This is a genomic window from Pseudomonas sp. Au-Pse12 (genome assembly GCF_021341665.1).
In the GTDB taxonomy this organism is placed as follows: domain Bacteria; phylum Pseudomonadota; class Gammaproteobacteria; order Pseudomonadales; family Pseudomonadaceae; genus Aquipseudomonas.
In genome coordinates this window covers 1-16519 of the sequence record NZ_JAJTTH010000025.1, presented here as the reverse complement: position 1 = coordinate 16519, position 16519 = coordinate 1, and the positions used below count along the sequence as shown (strand labels likewise).

Sequence of the window (16519 nt, the reverse complement as noted above, 5' to 3'; positions counted from 1 at the left end):
GAGCCCTTTGCTTACTTTGGGGCTTTTCCAAAGTGAGTCGCTGTAAGAGCGAAACCGCCAGCCGCCACACCCGCAGCAACGGATATGTACACACACACACACACACAAACCACGAACTCAGAATCTACAACCTCCCCCCAATCGCACTTTTGTCGAGGCTTGTTCGAAGTTGTAACAACCTCCGCGCCACCACCCTCAAAACCTGGGCCTTTGCCCAATAAAAACAAGCAGATACCTCAATCAACCAACCCAAAAGACCCCCCGGCTTCACCAATTGCCGCCTTGTTGAACACTCGTTTAGTATTCCCCTCAAGCCACCCCCTCACGCCAACCACAATAATTCGAGGACGCCCATGACCCCTTCATCGTCGCTGCTCAGCCGGATCGAAGCCGGCGTAGCCTGGATCACCCTCAACCGCCCGGCGCAACGCAACGCCCTGGACATCCCCAGCCTCAAGGCACTGCACCGCCTGCTGGAAACCTGCAACAGCGACCCCAGCGTCCGGGCCGTGGTGCTGACCGGCAGCGGTCGCAGTTTCTGCGCCGGGGCCGACCTGGCGGAATGGGCCGAAGCCGAAGCCCGCGGCGCCCTGGAAAGCTACGGCTGGACCGAAACCGCCCACGCCTTGATGACCCGCCTGCACAGCCTGGACAAACCCACCGTCGCCGCCATCAACGGCACCGCCGTGGGCGCCGGCATGGACTTGAGCCTGTGCTGCGACCTGCGGGTGGCGGCGCAGTCGGCGCGGTTCAAGGCCGGCTACACCAGCATGGCCTACTCGCCAGACGCCGGGGCCAGCTGGCACTTGCCGCGCCTGATCGGCAGCGAACAGGCCAAGCGCCTGCTGTTTCTCGATGAGTTGTGGAGCGCCGAGCGGGCCCTGGCCGCCGGCTTGGTCGGCGAGGTGTGCGCCGACGAGCAACTGATCGGCAACGTCGGCGAGCTGGCGGCGCGTTTGGCGGCGGGCCCGACCTTCGCCTTTGCCCAGACCAAGAAACTGCTGCGCGAAGGCGCCGAGCGCAGCCTGGCGCAACAGCTTGAGGCCGAGCTGGCCGCCGGCCTGCTGTGTGGGCGCAGCGCCGACGGCGCCGAAGCCTTGCGCGCCGCCACGGAAAAACGTCCCCCACGTTTCCAGGGGCGGTAGGCGCGGCCCGCCGCCCGCACAACAGCCATCACCGGGTTTTTACACCGTCACTCATTCACAGGTAGCGCCATGAATTTCCAACTCAGCCAAGAACAAGAAATGCTGGTGGACGCGGTTCGCAGTTTTGTCAGCAAGGAGTTGCTGCCCCACGAAGAGGCGGTGGACCGCGCCGATGAGGTCAGCGCCGACCTCGCCGGGGAGATCCGCAGCAAGGCCATCGCCGCCGGTTTCTATGCCTTCAACATGCCGGAGGAGGTGGGCGGCGGTGGCCTGGATTACCTGTCCCAGGCGCTGATCGAGCGCGAGCTGGCCAAGTGTTCCTGGGCCTTGCACGTGTTCGTTGCCCGGCCGTCGAAGATCCTCATGGCCTGCACCGGCTCGCAGATCGGCGACTACCTGCTGCCCTGCGTGCAGGGGCGCAAGGTCGACTGCTTTGCGCTGACCGAACCCGGCGCCGGTTCCGATGCCAATGCGATCAAGACCCGCGCCGTGCGTGACGCTGGCGACTTCGTGCTCAACGGCAGCAAGCACTTCATCAGCCACGCCGGGCACGCGGATTTCGCCATCGTCTTCGCGGTCACCGGCACCTATGAGCACAACGGCCGCCCGCGCAACGCGGTGACCGCGTTCCTGGTGGACCGCGACACCCCGGGCCTGACCATCCGCCGTGGCCCCAAGTGCGTGAGCAACCGTGGCTACCACACCTTCGAGATGTTCTTCGACGACTGCCGGGTGCCGGCCAACAAGGTGCTGGGGGAGGTGGGCAAGGGCTGGGAAGTGGCCAACGCCTGGCTCACCGCCGGGCGGGTGATGGTCGCCGCCAACTGCGTGGGGCAGGCGCAACGGGCGCTGGATGCCTCCCTGCAATGGGCGGCGGACCGCAAGCAGTTCGGCCAGGCCATCGGCAGCTACCAGGGGGTGTCGTTCAAGCTGGCGGACATGGCCACGCAGATCCGCGCCGCTGAACTGCTGACCCTGCACACCGCCTGGAAGATGGACCAGGGCAGCATGACCGACGGCGAGGCCGGCATGGCCAAGCTGTTCGCCAGTGAAGTGCTGGGCCGGGTGGCCGACGAGGCGGTGCAGATCTACGGCGGCATGGGCCTGATGGACGAAGGTCCGGTGGAACGCATCTGGCGCAACGCGCGGATCGAGCGGATCTGGGAGGGCACGTCGGAGATCCAGCGCCACATCATTTCCCGTGAACTGCTGCGGCCGCTGATGCGCTGAGCGCCCTGGAGAACTGCCGTCATGTCCCAGACTCTTCGTGACAACCTCAAGCGCCTGCTGGCCCCCCGGCATCTGGCTTTCGTCGGCGGGCGCAGCATGGCCCGGGCCCTCAAGCGCTGCGCCGAAGGCGGGTTTGCCGGGCCCATGTGGCTGGTCAACCCGCAGCATACCGAGCTCGATGGCGTGCCCTGCGTGGCCAGCATCGACCAACTGCCCTGCGGCCCGGACGCGGTGTTCGTCGCCACCAACCGCGAGCTGACCCTGACTTGCGTCGGGGAACTGGCGGTCAAGGGCGCGGGCGGGGCGATCTGCTACGCCTCGGGCTTTGCCGAAACCGGCGCCCAGGGCCAGGCCCTGCAACAGCAACTGCTTGCGGCCGCCGGCGACATGGCGCTGCTGGGCCCCAACTGCTACGGCCTGCTGGACTACCTGCACAGCGCCGCGCTGTGGCCGGTGGCCCATGGCGGCAAGCCGGTGGAGCGGGGCGTGGCGGTGCTGACCCAGAGCGGCAACTTTGCCTACAACCTGTCCATGAGCGACCGCTCGCTGCCGGTGGCCTACATGGCCTCGGTGGGTAATCAGGCGCAGTTGGGCATTGCCGAGCTGATGGATGTGCTGCTGGACGAGCCACGGGTCACGGCCATCGGCCTGCACCTGGAGGGCCTGAAGAATGTGCCGGGTTTTGCCCGGGCGGCGCACAAGGCCCTGGAGAAGGGCATTCCGATCATCGCCCTGAAAACCGGGGTGTCGCAGATCGGCGCCGAGCTGGCCTTGAGTCACACCAGTTCGCTGTCGGGATCGGACGCGCTGTACGACGCGTTGTTCCAGCGCCTGGGGGTGATCCGGGTCAGCGGCCCGGTGAGTTTTGTCGAGACCTTGAAGGCCGCCTCCTGCGGGCAGTTGCCGGCCGGGCCGCAGCTGATGGCCCTGGCCTGTTCCGGGGGCGATGCCGGGTTGATCGCCGACTACGCCGAGCGCAACGGCTTGCAGTTGCCCAAGCTGGATGCCGGCCAATGCGCCGAGCTGGCCCAGGTGCTGCCCGGCTACGCCAATCTGGTCAACCCGCTGGACTTCACCACCGCCATCTGGGGCGACGCCCAGGCCTTGCAAGCCATGCTCGACAGCGCCCTGCGCACCCAGGCCGACAGCGCCATGCTGGTGCTGGATTACCCGGCCGAGTTCACTGGCGAGCGCAAGGAATGCGACCTGCTGCTGGAGCTGTTCTGCGCGGCGCTGCAACGCCACGGCCAGCGCGGTTTTGTCACCTCGGCCTTTCCCGAGCTGCTGCCGGCCAGCGCCCGCGAGCGTCTGCATGCCCATGGGATTCCCGCCTTGCAAGGGGTGGAGGATGGCCTGGCGGCCTGGGGCCGGATCGTCGCCTATCAGCAGCGGCGTCCGGCGTTGCTGGCCCTGGGCGAATCGGTCCTGGTGCCGTTGTGCCCGCAGGCTCTGCATGGCAGCGGCGTGCTGCTGGACGAGTGGCAGTCCAAGCAGGCCTTGCGCGGCTTCGGCCTGAGCATCCCGGACGGGGTGCTGAGCAGCCCCGAGCAAGCCCTGAGCGCGGCGGCTGCTGTGGGTTATCCGCTGGTGCTCAAGGCGGTCAGCGCGCAGTTGCCGCACAAGACCGAGGCCGGGGCGGTGGCCCTGAACCTCAAGGACCCTGAAGCCCTGAGCGCAGCACTGCGCCAGATGCGCACGCGGATCGCCGAGCATGCGCCCGGGGTGGCTTTTGAGCGGGTGTTGCTGGAGCCCATGGCCGCGCCGCCCCTGGCGGAGCTGATTGTCGGCATCAAGCGCGAGAACGATTTCGGCCTGGCCCTGGTGATCGGTGCCGGCGGGGTGCTGGTGGAGTTGCTCAAGGACAGCCGCAGCCTGCTGCTGCCGACCACCGAAGGGGCGATCCGCCAGGCCGTGCTCAGCCTGCGCAGCGCCGCCTTGCTGCAGGGTTTTCGCGGGCGCCCGCTGGCTGATCTTGATGCGCTGGTGGCGGCCATCGGCGCGGTGGCGGACTACGCCTGCGAACACGCCGGGCAATTGCTGGAGCTGGATGTGAACCCATTGTTGGTCGGTGCCCAGGGCACCGTCGCGGTCGATGCGTTGATTCGCCTTGGCCAGGCTTGAGGAGAGAGACATGCACGATCAGACCTTGACCGGTGGCCAGGCCCTGGTGCGCCTGCTGGCCGGCTACGGCGTCGACACGGTGTTCGGCATTCCCGGGGTGCACACCCTGGAGCTGTACCGCGGCCTGCCCGGCAGCGACATCCGCCATGTGCTGACCCGGCATGAGCAGGGCGCGGGATTCATGGCCGACGGTTACGCCCGGGTCAGCGGCAAGCCCGGGGTGTGTTTCGTCATCAGCGGACCGGGGGTGACCAACGTCGCCACGCCGATCGGCCAGGCGTACGCCGACTCGATTCCGCTGCTGGTGATTTCCAGCGTCAACCACAGCGCCAGCTTGGGCAAGGGCTGCGGCTCGCTGCATGAAACCCAGGACCAGCGCGCCATTACCGCGCCAATCACCGCGTTCTCGGCCCTGGCCCTGAGCCCGGAAGACCTGCCGGAGCTGATCGCCCGGGCCTTTGCCGTGTTCGACAGCGAGCGCCCGCGCCCGGTGCACATCAGCGTGCCCCTGGATGTATTGGCGGCCAGGGTCGCCCGGGACTGGACCGCTGAGGTGCGCCGGCGTCCCGCCCGTGGCCCGGCCGCGGCGGCGGATATCCAGCAGGCGGCCGACACACTGCGCCGCGCCAAGCGGCCGATGATCATTGCCGGCGGCGGCGCGCTGCACGCGGCCGAGCAGTTGCGAGCCTTGAGCACGCGCCTGGGCGCGGTGTTTTTCAGCAGCGTCGCCGGCAAGGGCCTGCTGCCGGACGAGGCGCCGCTCAATGCCGGGGCGACCCTGTGCGTTGAGCCCGGCTGGCAGTTGATCAGCCAGGCCGATGTGGTGCTGGCAGTGGGCACCGAGATGGCCGACACCGACTACTGGCGCGAACGCTTGCCGCTGAACGGCGAGCTGCTGCGGCTGGACATCGACCCGCGCAAGTTCAATGACTTCTATCCGTGTGCGGTGGCCTTGCACGGCGATGCCCGCGCCACCCTGGATGCCTTGCTGCAGGCCTTGGCACATGCACCGGTGGAAGCCGGGGCGGCGATTCACGCGGTGGCCGACCTGCGCCAGGCGGTGCAGAACGGGCAGGGGCCCTTGCAGCAGATCCACCGTTCGATCCTGCAACGCATTGCCGCCGAGCTGCCGGAACACGGCTTTATCGCCAGCGACATGACCCAGCTGGCCTACAGCGGCAACTACCTGTACCCCAGCCGAGCCACCCGCAGCTGGTTGCATCCCACCGGCTACGGCACCCTGGGCTACGGCTTGCCGGCGGGCATCGGTGCCAAGCTCGGCGCCCCCGAGCGTCCCGGGCTGGTGCTGGTGGGCGACGGCGGTTTTCTCTACACCGTGCAGGAACTGGCCACGGCGGTGGAGGAGCTGGACAGCCCGCTGGTGGTGCTGCTGTGGAACAACGACGCCCTGGGGCAGATCCGCGACGACATGCTCGACCTGAACATCGAACCGATCGGCGTGCTGCCGCGCAATCCGGATTTTGCCGCCCTGGCCCGGGCCTTTGGTTGCAGCGTCAGCCAGCCCGCGAGCCTCGACGAGTTGCAGCAGGCACTGCGCGACGGCTTTGCCCGCAACGGCGTGAGCCTGATCGAACTCAAGCACGCCTGTGCGCGCTGACCCTTCCTTTTTGCCTGGAGCTTGAGCATGCGCTTTTCTCAACTGACCCAACGTATTGCCGGAGACGGCGCCGCCGCCTGGGACATTCACTACCGGGCCCTGGCCAAGCGCGAACGTGGCGAGCAGGTCTGGTTGCTGTCGGTGGGCGACCCGGATTTCGACACCCCCCAGCCTATCGTCCAGGCCGCCATCGACAGCCTGCAGGCCGGCCACACCCATTACGCCGACGTGCGCGGCAAGCGCGCCTTGCGCGAGGCCATTGCCGGCCATCACCAACAGCGCTGCGGGCAGGTGGTCAGTGCCGAGCAGGTGGTGGTGCTGGCTGGCGCGCAGTGCGCCCTGTACAGCGTGGCCCAGTGCCTGCTGGACCCGGGTGACGAAGTGATAGTGGCCGAGCCGATGTACGTCACCTATGAAGCGGTGTTCGGCGCCTGCAATGCCCGGGTGGTGCCGCTGCCGGTAGCCGCCGAGGACGGTTTCCGGGTGCGGCCCGAGGCGGTGGCCGCGCGCATCACCGGCAAGACCCGGGCCCTGGTGCTCAACAGCCCGCACAACCCCAGCGGCGCGAGCATTCCCCGGGCCACCTGGGAGGCCCTGGCGGCGCTCTGCATCGAGCATGACCTGTGGCTGATCTGCGATGAGGTCTACAGCGAACTGCTGTACGAGGGCGAGCATGTCAGCCCGGCCAGCCTGCCGGGCATGGCCGAGCGCACCGCGACCCTCAACAGCCTGTCCAAGTCCCACGCCATGACCGGCTGGCGCCTGGGCTGGGTGGTGGCGCCGGCAGCCTTGGCCGCGCACCTGGAAAACCTCGCCCTGTGCATGCTCTACGGCTCGCCGGAATTCATCCAGGACGCCGCCATCGTGGCCCTGGAGCAACCCTTGCCGCAGTTGCGGGACATGGCCGAAGCCTACCGCCAGCGCCGGGATCTGGTCTGCGACTGCCTGGCCGATTGCCCCGGCGCCCGGCCGTTGAAGCCGGATGGCGGCATGTTCGTCATGGTCGACATTCGCGCCACCGGGCTCAGCGCCCAGGCCTTCAGCGAACGCCTGCTGGACGAGCAGGGCGTTTCGGTGCTGGCCGGCGAAGCCTTCGGCCCCAGCGCCGCCGGGCATATCCGCCTGGGGCTGGTGCTGCAGCCCGAGGACTTGCGCGAAGCCTGCCGGCGCATCGCCCTGTGTGCCGAACACTGCCTGAGCCGCCGCGTTGCCCCTGCCACTTTGCCCACCGTTTGAGGAGTCTTCATGAAGGTACTGATCGTTCACGCCCACCCCGAACCGCAATCCTTCACCGCCGCCCTGCGCGACCAGGCCCGCAGCACCCTGGAGGCCCAGGGGCATCAGGTGCAGGTCAGCGATTTGTACGTCATGAACTGGAACCCGGTGGCCAGCGCCGCGGATTTCGCCGCCCGGGACAACCCGGAGTACCTGGTGTACGCCCTGGAGCAACGCCTGGGGGTGAAGAACCAGAGCATCGCCGCCGACATCCAGGGCGAGCTGGACAAGCTGCTGTGGGCCGACCTGCTGATCCTGAATTTCCCGGTGTTTTGGTTCTCGGTGCCGGCCATGCTCAAGGGCTGGATCGACCGGGTGCTGGTGTCGGGGGTGTGTTATGGCGGCAAGCGCTTCTATGACCAGGGCGGGCTGGCGGGCAAGAAAGCCCTGGTGACCCTGACCCTGGGCGGGCGCGAGCACATGTTTGGCGAAGGCGCGATCCACGGCCCGCTGGAGGACATGCTGCGCCCGCTGCTGCGCGGCACGTTGGCCTATGTCGGCTGCGACGTGCTGGAACCGTTCGTGGCCTGGCACGTGCCCTACATCAGCCAGGAGGCCCGCGAGGAATTTTTGCACCGCTACCGGCAGCGCCTGCAGCACCTGGCGGATGACCAGCCCTTGGTCTTCCCGCGGCTGGAGCAGTTCGACGACGCCTTGTATCCACGGTCGCTGTAGCCCGTGTTTGGCGGGGGATTGCCAAGCAAGGTCCTGCGGACCTTCGCGCAGCCTCGCCAGAGGCTCGGCAGCGGCTACAGGGTTCGCAGGGTTTGCAGGGTTAGCAGGGTTAGCAGGGTTAGAGCGCGGCGGGGTTGACCAGGTTTGGTGGGCGCTGGCCGGCCAGGGCCGCCAGCAGGTTGTCCACCGCGCAACGGGCCATGGCTTCGCGGGTTTCGTGGGTGGCCGAGCCGATGTGCGGGGTGGCCACGACGTTGGGCAGCTGCAGCAGCGGGGAGTCGTGGCCCAGGGGCTCGCGTTCGAACACGTCGAGCCCGGCGCCACGGATCCGCCGCGTTTGCAGGGCGTCGATCAGCGCCGCTTCATCCACCACCTTGCCCCGGGAAATGTTGATGAAGATGCTCTCGGGGCGCATCAGGGCGAACTCACGGGCGCCGATCAGGCCCTGGGTGTGTTCGGTCAGGGGCAGGGTCAGGCAGATGAAGTCAGCCTCTTGGAGCAATTGCTCCAGGCTCCGGTACTGCGCGTTGAAGCGTTGTTCCACCGCGGGCTTGGGCCGGGTGCTGTGGTAGATCAGCGGCATGCCGAAACCGAAATGCCCACGCTGGGCCAGGGCTTCGCCGATGCGCCCCATGCCGATGATGCCCAGGGTCTTGCCGTGAACATCCGTGCCAAAGTGCGCCGGCCCGATGTTGCGCTGCCATTGCCCGGCGCGCACCAGGTTGGCCAGCTCCACCACCCGCCGGGCGGTCGCCAGGATCAGCGCGAAGCCGGTGTCGGCGGTGGTTTCGGTGAGCACGTCGGGGGTGTTGCTGAGCAGGATGCGGCGCCGGGTCAGGTAGTCGATGTCGTAGTTGTCGACCCCCACCGACACGCTGGCCACCGCCCGCAGCCGGGGCGCCAGGTCGAGCAGTTCGGCATCCAGGCGCAGGCTGGCGCCGAGCAGCCCGTCGGCGCTGGGCAGGGCCTGGCGCAGGGCATTCAGCCCCGCAGCGTCGAGGCTGTCGATCAGGGTGACTTGCGCCTGCTCCTGCAGGCGGGCCATCAGGCTCGGTGAGAGTTTCTTGTACAGCACCAGGTGTTTTTTCATGAGGGTTTCCAAGCCGATTCAAGGGTGAGCCAGGCGTCGACGCAGGGGCAGGGCCTTGGCCTGCGGCTGGTTGGCGCCGGGTTTGAGCAACAGGGTCAGCAGCACCGAGAGCAGCAGCGCGCCGCTCATCAGCAGGTAGGAAGCGCCGGGGGAGCCGGTGGCGCTGTTCAGGTAGCCCACCAGGTAGGAGCCGCCGAAGGAGCCCAGCGCGCCCATGCTGTTGATCAGCGCCATGGCGCCGCCGGCCACGTTGGCCGGGAGAATCTCCGGAACGATGGCGAAGAACGGCCCGTAGGGCGCATACATGCAGGCCCCGGCGATCACCAGCAGGCCGTAGGACCACCAGAAGTGCTCGGCACCCAGCAGGTAGGAGGCATAGAAGGCGATGGCCGCCACCAGCAGCGGCGGCCAGACGAAGCGCTTGCGCTTCTGCGTGCGGTCCGAGCCCCAGGACACCGCGAGCATGGCGATCACCGCCGCCAGGTAGGGCAGCGCCGAGAGCCAGCCGGCTTCGACCATGTCCATCTGCGCGCCGTGCTTGAGGATCGACGGCAGCCACAGCACGAACCCGTAGACGCCGATGCTCCAGCAGAAGAATTGCAGCGCGAGGATGATCACCTTGGGCGAGCGAAAGGCCTCGGCGTAGTTCTTCACCGCCTTGATCCCTTGCTGTTCGGCGGCCAGGGCGCTTTCCAGGTGGTGTTTTTCCGCTTCGCTGAGCCACTGCGCCTGGCTGGGCCGGTCATCGGCCAGGCGCCACCAGATAAAGGCCCAGAGCACCGCCGGCAGGCCTTCGATGATGAACATCCAGCGCCAGCTGAAGTGCTGCACCAGGTAGCCCGAGACCACCGACATCCAGAGCATGGTCACCGGGTTGCCGAGGATCAGGAAGGTGTTGGCCCGCGAGCGTTCGGCGCGGGTGAACCAGTGGCACAGGTACACCAGCATCGCCGGCATTACCGCCGCTTCCACCACCCCGAGCAGAAAGCGGATGGCGATCAGCATGTAGGCGTTGGCGACGATCCCGGTGAGGGTGGCCAGGCCGCCCCAGAGGATCAGGCTGACGAAGATCAGCTTTTTCACGCTGCGTTTTTGCGCGTAGATCGCCCCCGGCACCTGGAAGAAGAAATAGCCGAGGAAGAACAGCGCCCCCAGCAGCGATGACAGGCCGGGCGTGATCTGCAGGTCTTCGGCCATGCCCGAGGCCGCGGCGAACCCGTAGTTGGCGCGGTCCAGGTAGGCCAGGCTGTAGGTGATGAAGACAATCGGCATGATGTACCACCAGCGGCGGGTGGCGAATTTGAGCGTGTCCATGAAAGTTCTCCTGAGCTTGTTGTTTTTGTCGCAACAGGTGGTTCTGGGTTTTCGTTTGGAGGTGCGCGATGCCGGCGCCTACAGGGCGTTGGCGGTTTTCAGGCTGGGTGTGTGGTCCGGCAGTTCGTGGCGTCGGGGCAGGCCTTCCATGTCGCCGCGGCTCTGGACCGCGCGGCTGCCGATCCAGTTGGCGCGTTGCACCGCTTCGACGATGCCGCGGCTTTCCAGCAGGGCGCTGATCAGGCCCACGGCGAAGGCATCGCCGGCGCCCACGGTGTCCACCACCTGGGCCACCGGCACGCCGTCGACGAAGCCGGCATCCAGCTGGGTGCGGTAATAGGCACCGTGGGCGCCGAGCTTGATCACCACGGCTTCGGCGCCCTGGTCCAGGTAGAACGCGGCGATGTCCGCCGGGTCGTCACGGCCGCTGAGCAGGCGGCCTTCGCTCAGCCCCGGCAGCACCCAGTGGGCCAGGGCCGCCAGGCGGTTGATCTCGCGGATCATCACCGCTTCGCTGGGCCACAGGCCCGGGCGCAGGTTAGGGTCGAACGACACGCTATGCCCGGCGGCGCGCTGGGTCTGCATCAGGTAGGTGGACAATTCTCGGGCCGAGTCCGACAGCGCTGGGGGAATGCCGGTGGCGTGCAGGTGGCGGGCCTGCAGCAGCGCCGGGTCGAGGTCGCTGATGGCCAGGTGGCTGGCCGCCGAGCCGCGGCGGAAATACTCGACCCGCGGGTCGTCGCCGGTTTCTTCCCGGGACTTGAGCTGAAAACCCGTGGGGTGCTGCGGGTCGCGACGCACGAAGCGGCAGTCCAGGCCCTCGGCCTGCAAGGTGTCGAGCACGAAGCGCCCGAGGGAATCGTTGCCCACCCGGCTCAGCCAGGCCACCTTGAAGCCCAGGCGCGCCAGGCCGATGGCGACGTTGCTGTCGGCGCCGGCGATGCGTTTGTGGAAGTGCTCGACCCGGGCCAGGTCGCCGCTGTGTTCGGCGACGAACATCGCCATGGTTTCACCGAAGGACAGGATATCGATCTCAGACATGGGCAGGCTCCAGTCGCGACTGGCCGAGGCAGGCCAGCAGTGCGACCTGTTCGGCGGTGACCTGCAGCAGGTCGGCGCCTTGCAGGGGGTATTCCACGGCCCGGGTAATGCCTTGGGTCATGTGCCGCAACAGTTGTTCCCACTGCTGCAGCTGCGGGGCGCCCGGCGGTAGGGCCACCCGTTTGCCGTCGGCGCGCAGGTGCACCGCCTTGCAGTGCACATAGGCCACGTGCCGGCCTAGCAGGCGCGCGGCGTCGAGCGCCGATTGCGCCTGCCATTGCCAGTTGCCGATGTCGAAGGTCATGCGCAGCGGCAGGTTTTGCGCCGCCACGGCGCTGAAAAAACGCTGGAACGGTTCGATGCGCCCACCGTGTTCTGTCTGGTCGTTCTCCACCAGCAGGTCCAGCGGCTGGCGCTCAAGCAGGCTGGCCAGGCTGTGCAGGTCGTGGTGCGCGGTGAAGTGCCCGAGGGACACCTTGAGGCGCTTGGCGCCAAACGCCCGGGCCCGTTGCAGGGTGGCGCACAGCTCGGCGTTGGGCTCGCTGCGCTCGGCCTGCCACAGCTCCAGGGGCGAGGAAAACACGCTTTCCAGGCCGTGTTCCTCGGCGCTGCGGGCCAGTTCGCCAGGCTGCTCGTGGGTCAGCAGTTCTTCGCGCCATTCGATGCAGGACGCGCCGGCGGCGGCCACCAGGGGAATGAAATGCGCCTGCCCGTGCTCGCGCACAAGGTCCGCGCCGTAGCTGGACAAACTGATGGATACGGGGGATTGCTGCATGTTTCTGACCTCTGAAACCGGTTTCATTTTTGTTCGAGAAAAGCGCGCGGGGGCTTGCCCTCGCTGTTACCGCTGGGTGGAGCCGCGCACGATCAACTGCGCCGCGAAGTCCAGCACCCGCGGCGGCGCCTGGTCGCCGCGCAAGCGCTTGAGCAGGCATTCGAAGGCGCTGGTGCCTATGGCTTCGGTGGGCTGGGCCAGGGCGCTGATGCCGCTGCCGACCAGGGGCAACCAGTCGAGGTCGTCGAGGGCGATCAGGCCGACGCCCTCGAACAGCGGGCAATTGAGTTCACGCAGGGCGCGGGTGGCGGCCAGGGTGGCCACGCCGTTGGCGCAGAACAGCGCCTTGGGCCCGGGGCCGGGGGCGGCGAGGAAGGCTTGCAGCTGGCTGGCCAGGCGCGGGCCGGTTTCCAGCAGTTGGCCGCGCAAGGCCGGGCGGCGCTCGATCTCGGCCTGGAAACTGGTGCTGCGCTCCAGCCGCGAGCTGGTGCCGTCATGGGGTTCGCTGACCAGCAGCAGGTCGCGGTAACCCTGTTGCTCCAGGTGCTCGACGGCGCCGCGCACCGCCGCCGGGTTGTCCAGGCCGACCAGGTCGGCCTGCAACTGCGACAGCTTGCGGTCCACCAGGACCATGGGCATTTCTTCCTGCAATTGCTGCAACTGTTCCAGGTGGTGGCCCAGGGTGTTCACGATCAGGCCTTCGATGTTGTAGGCCCGCAGGTTGGCCAGGTGCCGGGCTTCCTGCGCGTCGTCGCGGTCGGTGTTGCACACCACCAGGCTGTAGCCGTGCTGGCGGCAGGCGGTTTCCACGCCGTGCATCACGGCAATCGAATAGGGGTTGCGGATGTCGGCCACCAGCATGCCGATCAGGCGCGTGCGCCCGCGTTTCAGGCCACGGGCCATCTGGTTCGGGCGGTAGCCCAGGGCGCTGATGGCTTGCTCGATGCGCAGGGCAATGGCATCGGAGAGCAGGGCCCGGTCCTCGCCGATGAAACGCGACACGCTGGCCTTGGACACTCCGGCATGACGGGCGACATCGAGCATGGTGACGCGGCTGCGCTGGGCGGCGGAAAACTGATTCACGGGCGGCGACCTTATTCTTGGAATTATCGGTTTGCAGTCCTTCCGAGTACGGTGCTGAAACCGGTTTCAGGAAACCGCAAAACCCATTCTGCCGTCAAGGGCGAAACGTCGATAAATTTGCAACAGGGCTGAAGGTGGCTGACCAACGGTAGGGGCTCAGGGCTGCTCGAGGCACTGGCGCAGGGCCCGCAGTAGGGCGTCATACAGTTCATCGACTTCCGCCGCCAACCCTCTGGCCCGCAGGCAACCGTGCACCAGGCCCAGGCCCGGGTACAGCTGGCTGGTGACGCCGGCGTGCAGCAGGCGCTGGTGATAGCACTGGCCGTCATCACGCAGGGGGTCGAACTGTGCCAGGGCGATAAAGGCCGTCGGCAGATGACTGAAGTCCCCGGCCTGAAGCGGCCAGGCATAGGGCGACGGTTGTTCGGGCCGCGGCAGGTACAGCGCCTGGAACCCGTCCAGGTCGCTGCGGCTGAGCAGGGGCGCGTCGGCGCACTGGCTGCGCGAAGGCAGATCGGCGCCGCCGCCCAGCCCGGGATAGACCAGCACCTGGGCGGCGGGCAAGGGGTCACCGGCATCCCGCAGCGCCAGGCACAGGGCCGCGGCCAGGTTGCCCCCGGCGCTGTCGCCCATCACCAGCCGACGGCGGCGATCCAGCGGCGCGGGGCCCAGGCCCTGCTCCAGGGCGCGCCAGACCGCCAGGCAATCGTCGAAGGCGGCCGGGAACGGATGCTCCGGGGCCAGCCGGTAGTCCACCGCGATCACCAGTACCTGCAGTTCGCTGGCCAGGTGGGCGGTGATGAAATCGTGGGAGTCCAGGCTGCCCAGCACCCAGCCGCCACCGTGCAGGTACAGCAGCCAGGGCCAGCCGCCTTCCGGTGCGGCGCGGTCCGGGTGATAGAAACGCAGCGGCACCCCGGCCAGTTGCCGTTCATGCACCGCGAGGCCGGGCGCACGGACCGGCGTGAAATCCCGGCACATGCGCTCATAGCTGTCGCGCAGGGCCTGGACGCTGCTGTCGGCGCTGGTGTAGCTCAGGGTGCGCTGGACAAAGGCCGCCAGTTCGGCAGAAAGCGGGTAAGGGCTCATGGACAGTCCTGCCGTGTGGGAGCGGGCGGTTACAGCTTCGCTTTGACCGCGGCCACGCCATCGCCGCCGTCGAAGGTGGTGACTCCTGTCAGCCAGCGCTGCAAGTCTTCGGGGTGTTCGCGCAGCCATTGCCGAGCCACGTCCTGAGGCGTCTTGCGCTGCATGATCGGCACCATCAGCTGGCTTTCCTGGGCCGCGCTGAAGCTCAGGTTCTGCAGCAGTCGATACACATTGGGGCAGCGCTCGGCGTAGTCCGGCGCGGTCACCGTGGAGACCGTGGCCGCCCCCTCGTTGGGGCCGTACACGTCTTCGCTGCCGGTGAGGTAGGTGATGGCCATGTTGATGTTCATCGGGTGCGGGGTCCAGCCGACGAACACCACGAATTCCTTGCGGTTGATCGCCCGCTGCACCGCCGCCAGCATCCCGGCCTCGCCGGATTCGATCAGCTTGAAGCCCTTGAGGCCGAAATGGTTGGTCTCGATCATGGTCTTGATCGTGGTATTGGCGCCGCTGCCGGGTTCGATGCCGTAGAGCTTGCCCCCCAGTTGGTCCTTGAAACGGGCAATGTCGGCGAAGGTCTTCAGGCCCGCTTGGGCCACGTAGTCCGGCACCGCCAGGGTCGCCTGGGCATCGGCCAGGCTGGGCTGGGCCATGACCTTGACCTGCCCGGCCTCGAGGAACGGCGCGATGTTCTGGTCCATGGCCGGCTTCCAGTAGCCGAGGAAGATGTCCAGGCGCTTGTCGCGGATGCCGGCGAAGATGATCTGCTGCACGGCGCTGGTCTGCTTGCTGTCGTAGCCCAGGTCGCCCAGCAGCACGTCGGCCATGGCGCTGGTGGCGATCACATCGGTCCAGTTGACCACGCCCATGCGCACCGCCTTGCAGGACGCGGGCTCGGCGGCCCAGGCCGGGGAACTCAGCAGTGCGGCGGCGCAGAGGACCAGGAAACAACGCTTGAACGGTGCTTTCATCAGAGGATCTCTTCCGGCAGGTGGCTTTTTGTTCAGAGCGGCGTCTTGTTGCGCCGTGCTGGTCACCTTACGTGGCCCTGATGGTCCGGAAAACGCTCTGTAGCGACCGGCTCTTGCACTGTGACGACTGCCTGGGCGCGCTCAGGCCCACAGGCTCATCCAGGTCGCGATCAGCAACAGCTGGCGCTCGGTGCTATTGCCGGCGAACACACTGATCACCGCAGGGCCTCGATGCCGGTGTCGGCGGTCATGGGTTACCTGAAAAGCGAGGTTCGACCCTGGCAGTTAGCGCCTGTGCCAGGGCTTGGGTCTAGACGTTCTGTGCAGTTTCAGCTGAACAGCCCGGCGGCGATATTGATGGAAAAGCCGAGGATCGCGGTGTTGAACAGAAAGCCGATCAAGGACTGGGCGAGGACGATCTTGCGCAGCTCGCGGGTAGCGACACCGACGTCCGAGGTCTGCACGGCCACGCCGATGGTGAAGGAGAAGTACAGGAAGTCCCAGTAGTCCGGGTCGATCGGGCCTTCGGCAAAGCGCAGCGCCGGTTCCTGGCCGTCCCAGGTGTAGTACAGGCGCGCGTAGTGGAGGCTGAAGATCACCCCGACCAGCAGCCAGGAACCGATCACCGTCAATCCGGTAAAGGCGTAATGGACCAGCCGCCGGGTGCTGTCCAGGTCCTTGCTGCCGACCAGTTCCAGGGTGATTGCCACCAGGCTGGCGATCGCGGCGATGCACACGATGAGCAGCACCAGCCCGGCGTTTTCGTCCTCGGCTTCGGCGATGCGCTTCACCTCGTCGGCGCGGGCGCGCAGGGTCAGCCAGAACATCAGCAGCAGGTAAGTCCAGACGGCGGCGTTCCAGCCGATGAGGATCTTGCTGGTGAGGGTCGCGGCGGGGGCGAAGAGGCCGACGGCGCAGCCGATCAGTACGCCGATGGTCAAGCGGGGGTGGGTGCGGATTACGACGGACATGGGGGCTCGTGGCGTTGGGGCTGAAGGAGGGGAACATTAGCATGTGGGGCGGTGGGGGTTATGTTCTGGGCGTGTGGCGGCTGGCGGTTGCGCCTTTACGGCGAGTGGGATGGGGTACATA

At 67.3% G+C, this 16519-nt stretch carries 14 protein-coding genes; 6 read left to right on the top strand and 8 right to left on the bottom strand.

From position 1 onward, the window contains the following. Window positions 1-353 precede the first annotated feature (353 nt). The 6 genes from LXM55_RS32090 to LXM55_RS32065 all read left to right on the top strand — a co-directional run bounded on the left by LXM55_RS32090 (window position 354) and on the right by LXM55_RS32065 (window position 8064). Complete coding sequence (locus tag LXM55_RS32090; protein WP_233324167.1) at window positions 354-1145, top strand: enoyl-CoA hydratase/isomerase family protein; 792 nt, start codon at window positions 354-356, stop codon at window positions 1143-1145. Window positions 1146-1214: 69 nt separating this feature from the next. After that, window positions 1215-2375: an acyl-CoA dehydrogenase family protein gene (locus LXM55_RS32085; protein ID WP_233324166.1), complete on the top strand. Its 1161-nt coding sequence runs from the start codon at window positions 1215-1217 to the stop codon at window positions 2373-2375. Window positions 2376-2396: 21 nt separating this feature from the next. Further along, a complete protein-coding gene (locus tag LXM55_RS32080) occupies window positions 2397-4496 on the top strand; it encodes an acetate--CoA ligase family protein (protein ID WP_233324165.1) in 2100 nt (699 codons plus the stop codon). Window positions 4497-4506: 10 nt separating this feature from the next. After that, window positions 4507-6114, top strand: coding sequence for a 5-guanidino-2-oxopentanoate decarboxylase (locus LXM55_RS32075; RefSeq protein ID WP_233324164.1), 1608 nt, complete (start codon window positions 4507-4509; stop codon window positions 6112-6114). 27 nt (window positions 6115-6141) lie between these two features. Further along, window positions 6142-7350 (top strand): pyridoxal phosphate-dependent aminotransferase, encoded by a 1209-nt coding sequence (locus LXM55_RS32070; RefSeq protein WP_233324163.1) that lies wholly within the window; start codon window positions 6142-6144, stop codon window positions 7348-7350. A 9-nt stretch (window positions 7351-7359) separates the two neighbouring features. Further along, the gene (locus LXM55_RS32065; RefSeq protein ID WP_233324162.1) at window positions 7360-8064 is read left to right on the top strand and encodes an NAD(P)H-dependent oxidoreductase; all 705 of its coding nucleotides are present in this window, start codon (window positions 7360-7362) and stop codon (window positions 8062-8064) included. Window positions 8065-8182: 118 nt separating this feature from the next. Here LXM55_RS32065 and LXM55_RS32060 read toward each other — a convergent pair whose 3' ends face one another. The 8 genes from LXM55_RS32060 to LXM55_RS32025 all read right to left on the bottom strand — a co-directional run bounded on the left by LXM55_RS32060 (window position 8183) and on the right by LXM55_RS32025 (window position 16398). Continuing rightward, window positions 8183-9154, bottom strand: coding sequence for a 2-hydroxyacid dehydrogenase (locus LXM55_RS32060; protein WP_233324161.1), 972 nt, complete (start codon window positions 9152-9154; stop codon window positions 8183-8185). 18 nt (window positions 9155-9172) lie between these two features. Then, window positions 9173-10468 carry an MFS transporter gene (locus LXM55_RS32055; RefSeq protein ID WP_233324160.1) on the bottom strand — a complete coding sequence of 432 codons (1296 nt, stop codon included), beginning with the start codon at window positions 10466-10468 and terminating at the stop codon, window positions 9173-9175. A gap of 78 nt (window positions 10469-10546) precedes the next feature. Next, window positions 10547-11509, bottom strand: coding sequence for a sugar kinase (locus LXM55_RS32050; RefSeq protein ID WP_233324159.1), 963 nt, complete (start codon window positions 11507-11509; stop codon window positions 10547-10549). Continuing rightward, entirely contained in the window at window positions 11502-12284 is a 783-nt protein-coding gene (locus LXM55_RS32045; protein ID WP_233324158.1) for a sugar phosphate isomerase/epimerase family protein, read from the bottom strand. The genes LXM55_RS32050 and LXM55_RS32045 overlap by 8 nt, the downstream gene beginning before the upstream one ends. A 66-nt stretch (window positions 12285-12350) precedes the next feature. Next, window positions 12351-13367 carry a LacI family DNA-binding transcriptional regulator gene (locus LXM55_RS32040; RefSeq protein ID WP_325169929.1) on the bottom strand — a complete coding sequence of 339 codons (1017 nt, stop codon included), beginning with the start codon at window positions 13365-13367 and terminating at the stop codon, window positions 12351-12353. A gap of 156 nt (window positions 13368-13523) precedes the next feature. After that, window positions 13524-14456 (bottom strand): alpha/beta hydrolase, encoded by a 933-nt coding sequence (locus LXM55_RS32035; protein WP_233324156.1) that lies wholly within the window; start codon window positions 14454-14456, stop codon window positions 13524-13526. A 29-nt stretch (window positions 14457-14485) separates the two neighbouring features. After that, window positions 14486-15427 (bottom strand): choline ABC transporter substrate-binding protein, encoded by a 942-nt coding sequence (locus LXM55_RS32030; RefSeq protein WP_233324155.1) that lies wholly within the window; start codon window positions 15425-15427, stop codon window positions 14486-14488. A gap of 329 nt (window positions 15428-15756) precedes the next feature. After that, the gene (locus LXM55_RS32025) at window positions 15757-16398 is read right to left on the bottom strand and encodes a DUF1345 domain-containing protein (RefSeq protein ID WP_233324154.1); all 642 of its coding nucleotides are present in this window, start codon (window positions 16396-16398) and stop codon (window positions 15757-15759) included. Window positions 16399-16519 lie beyond the last annotated feature (121 nt).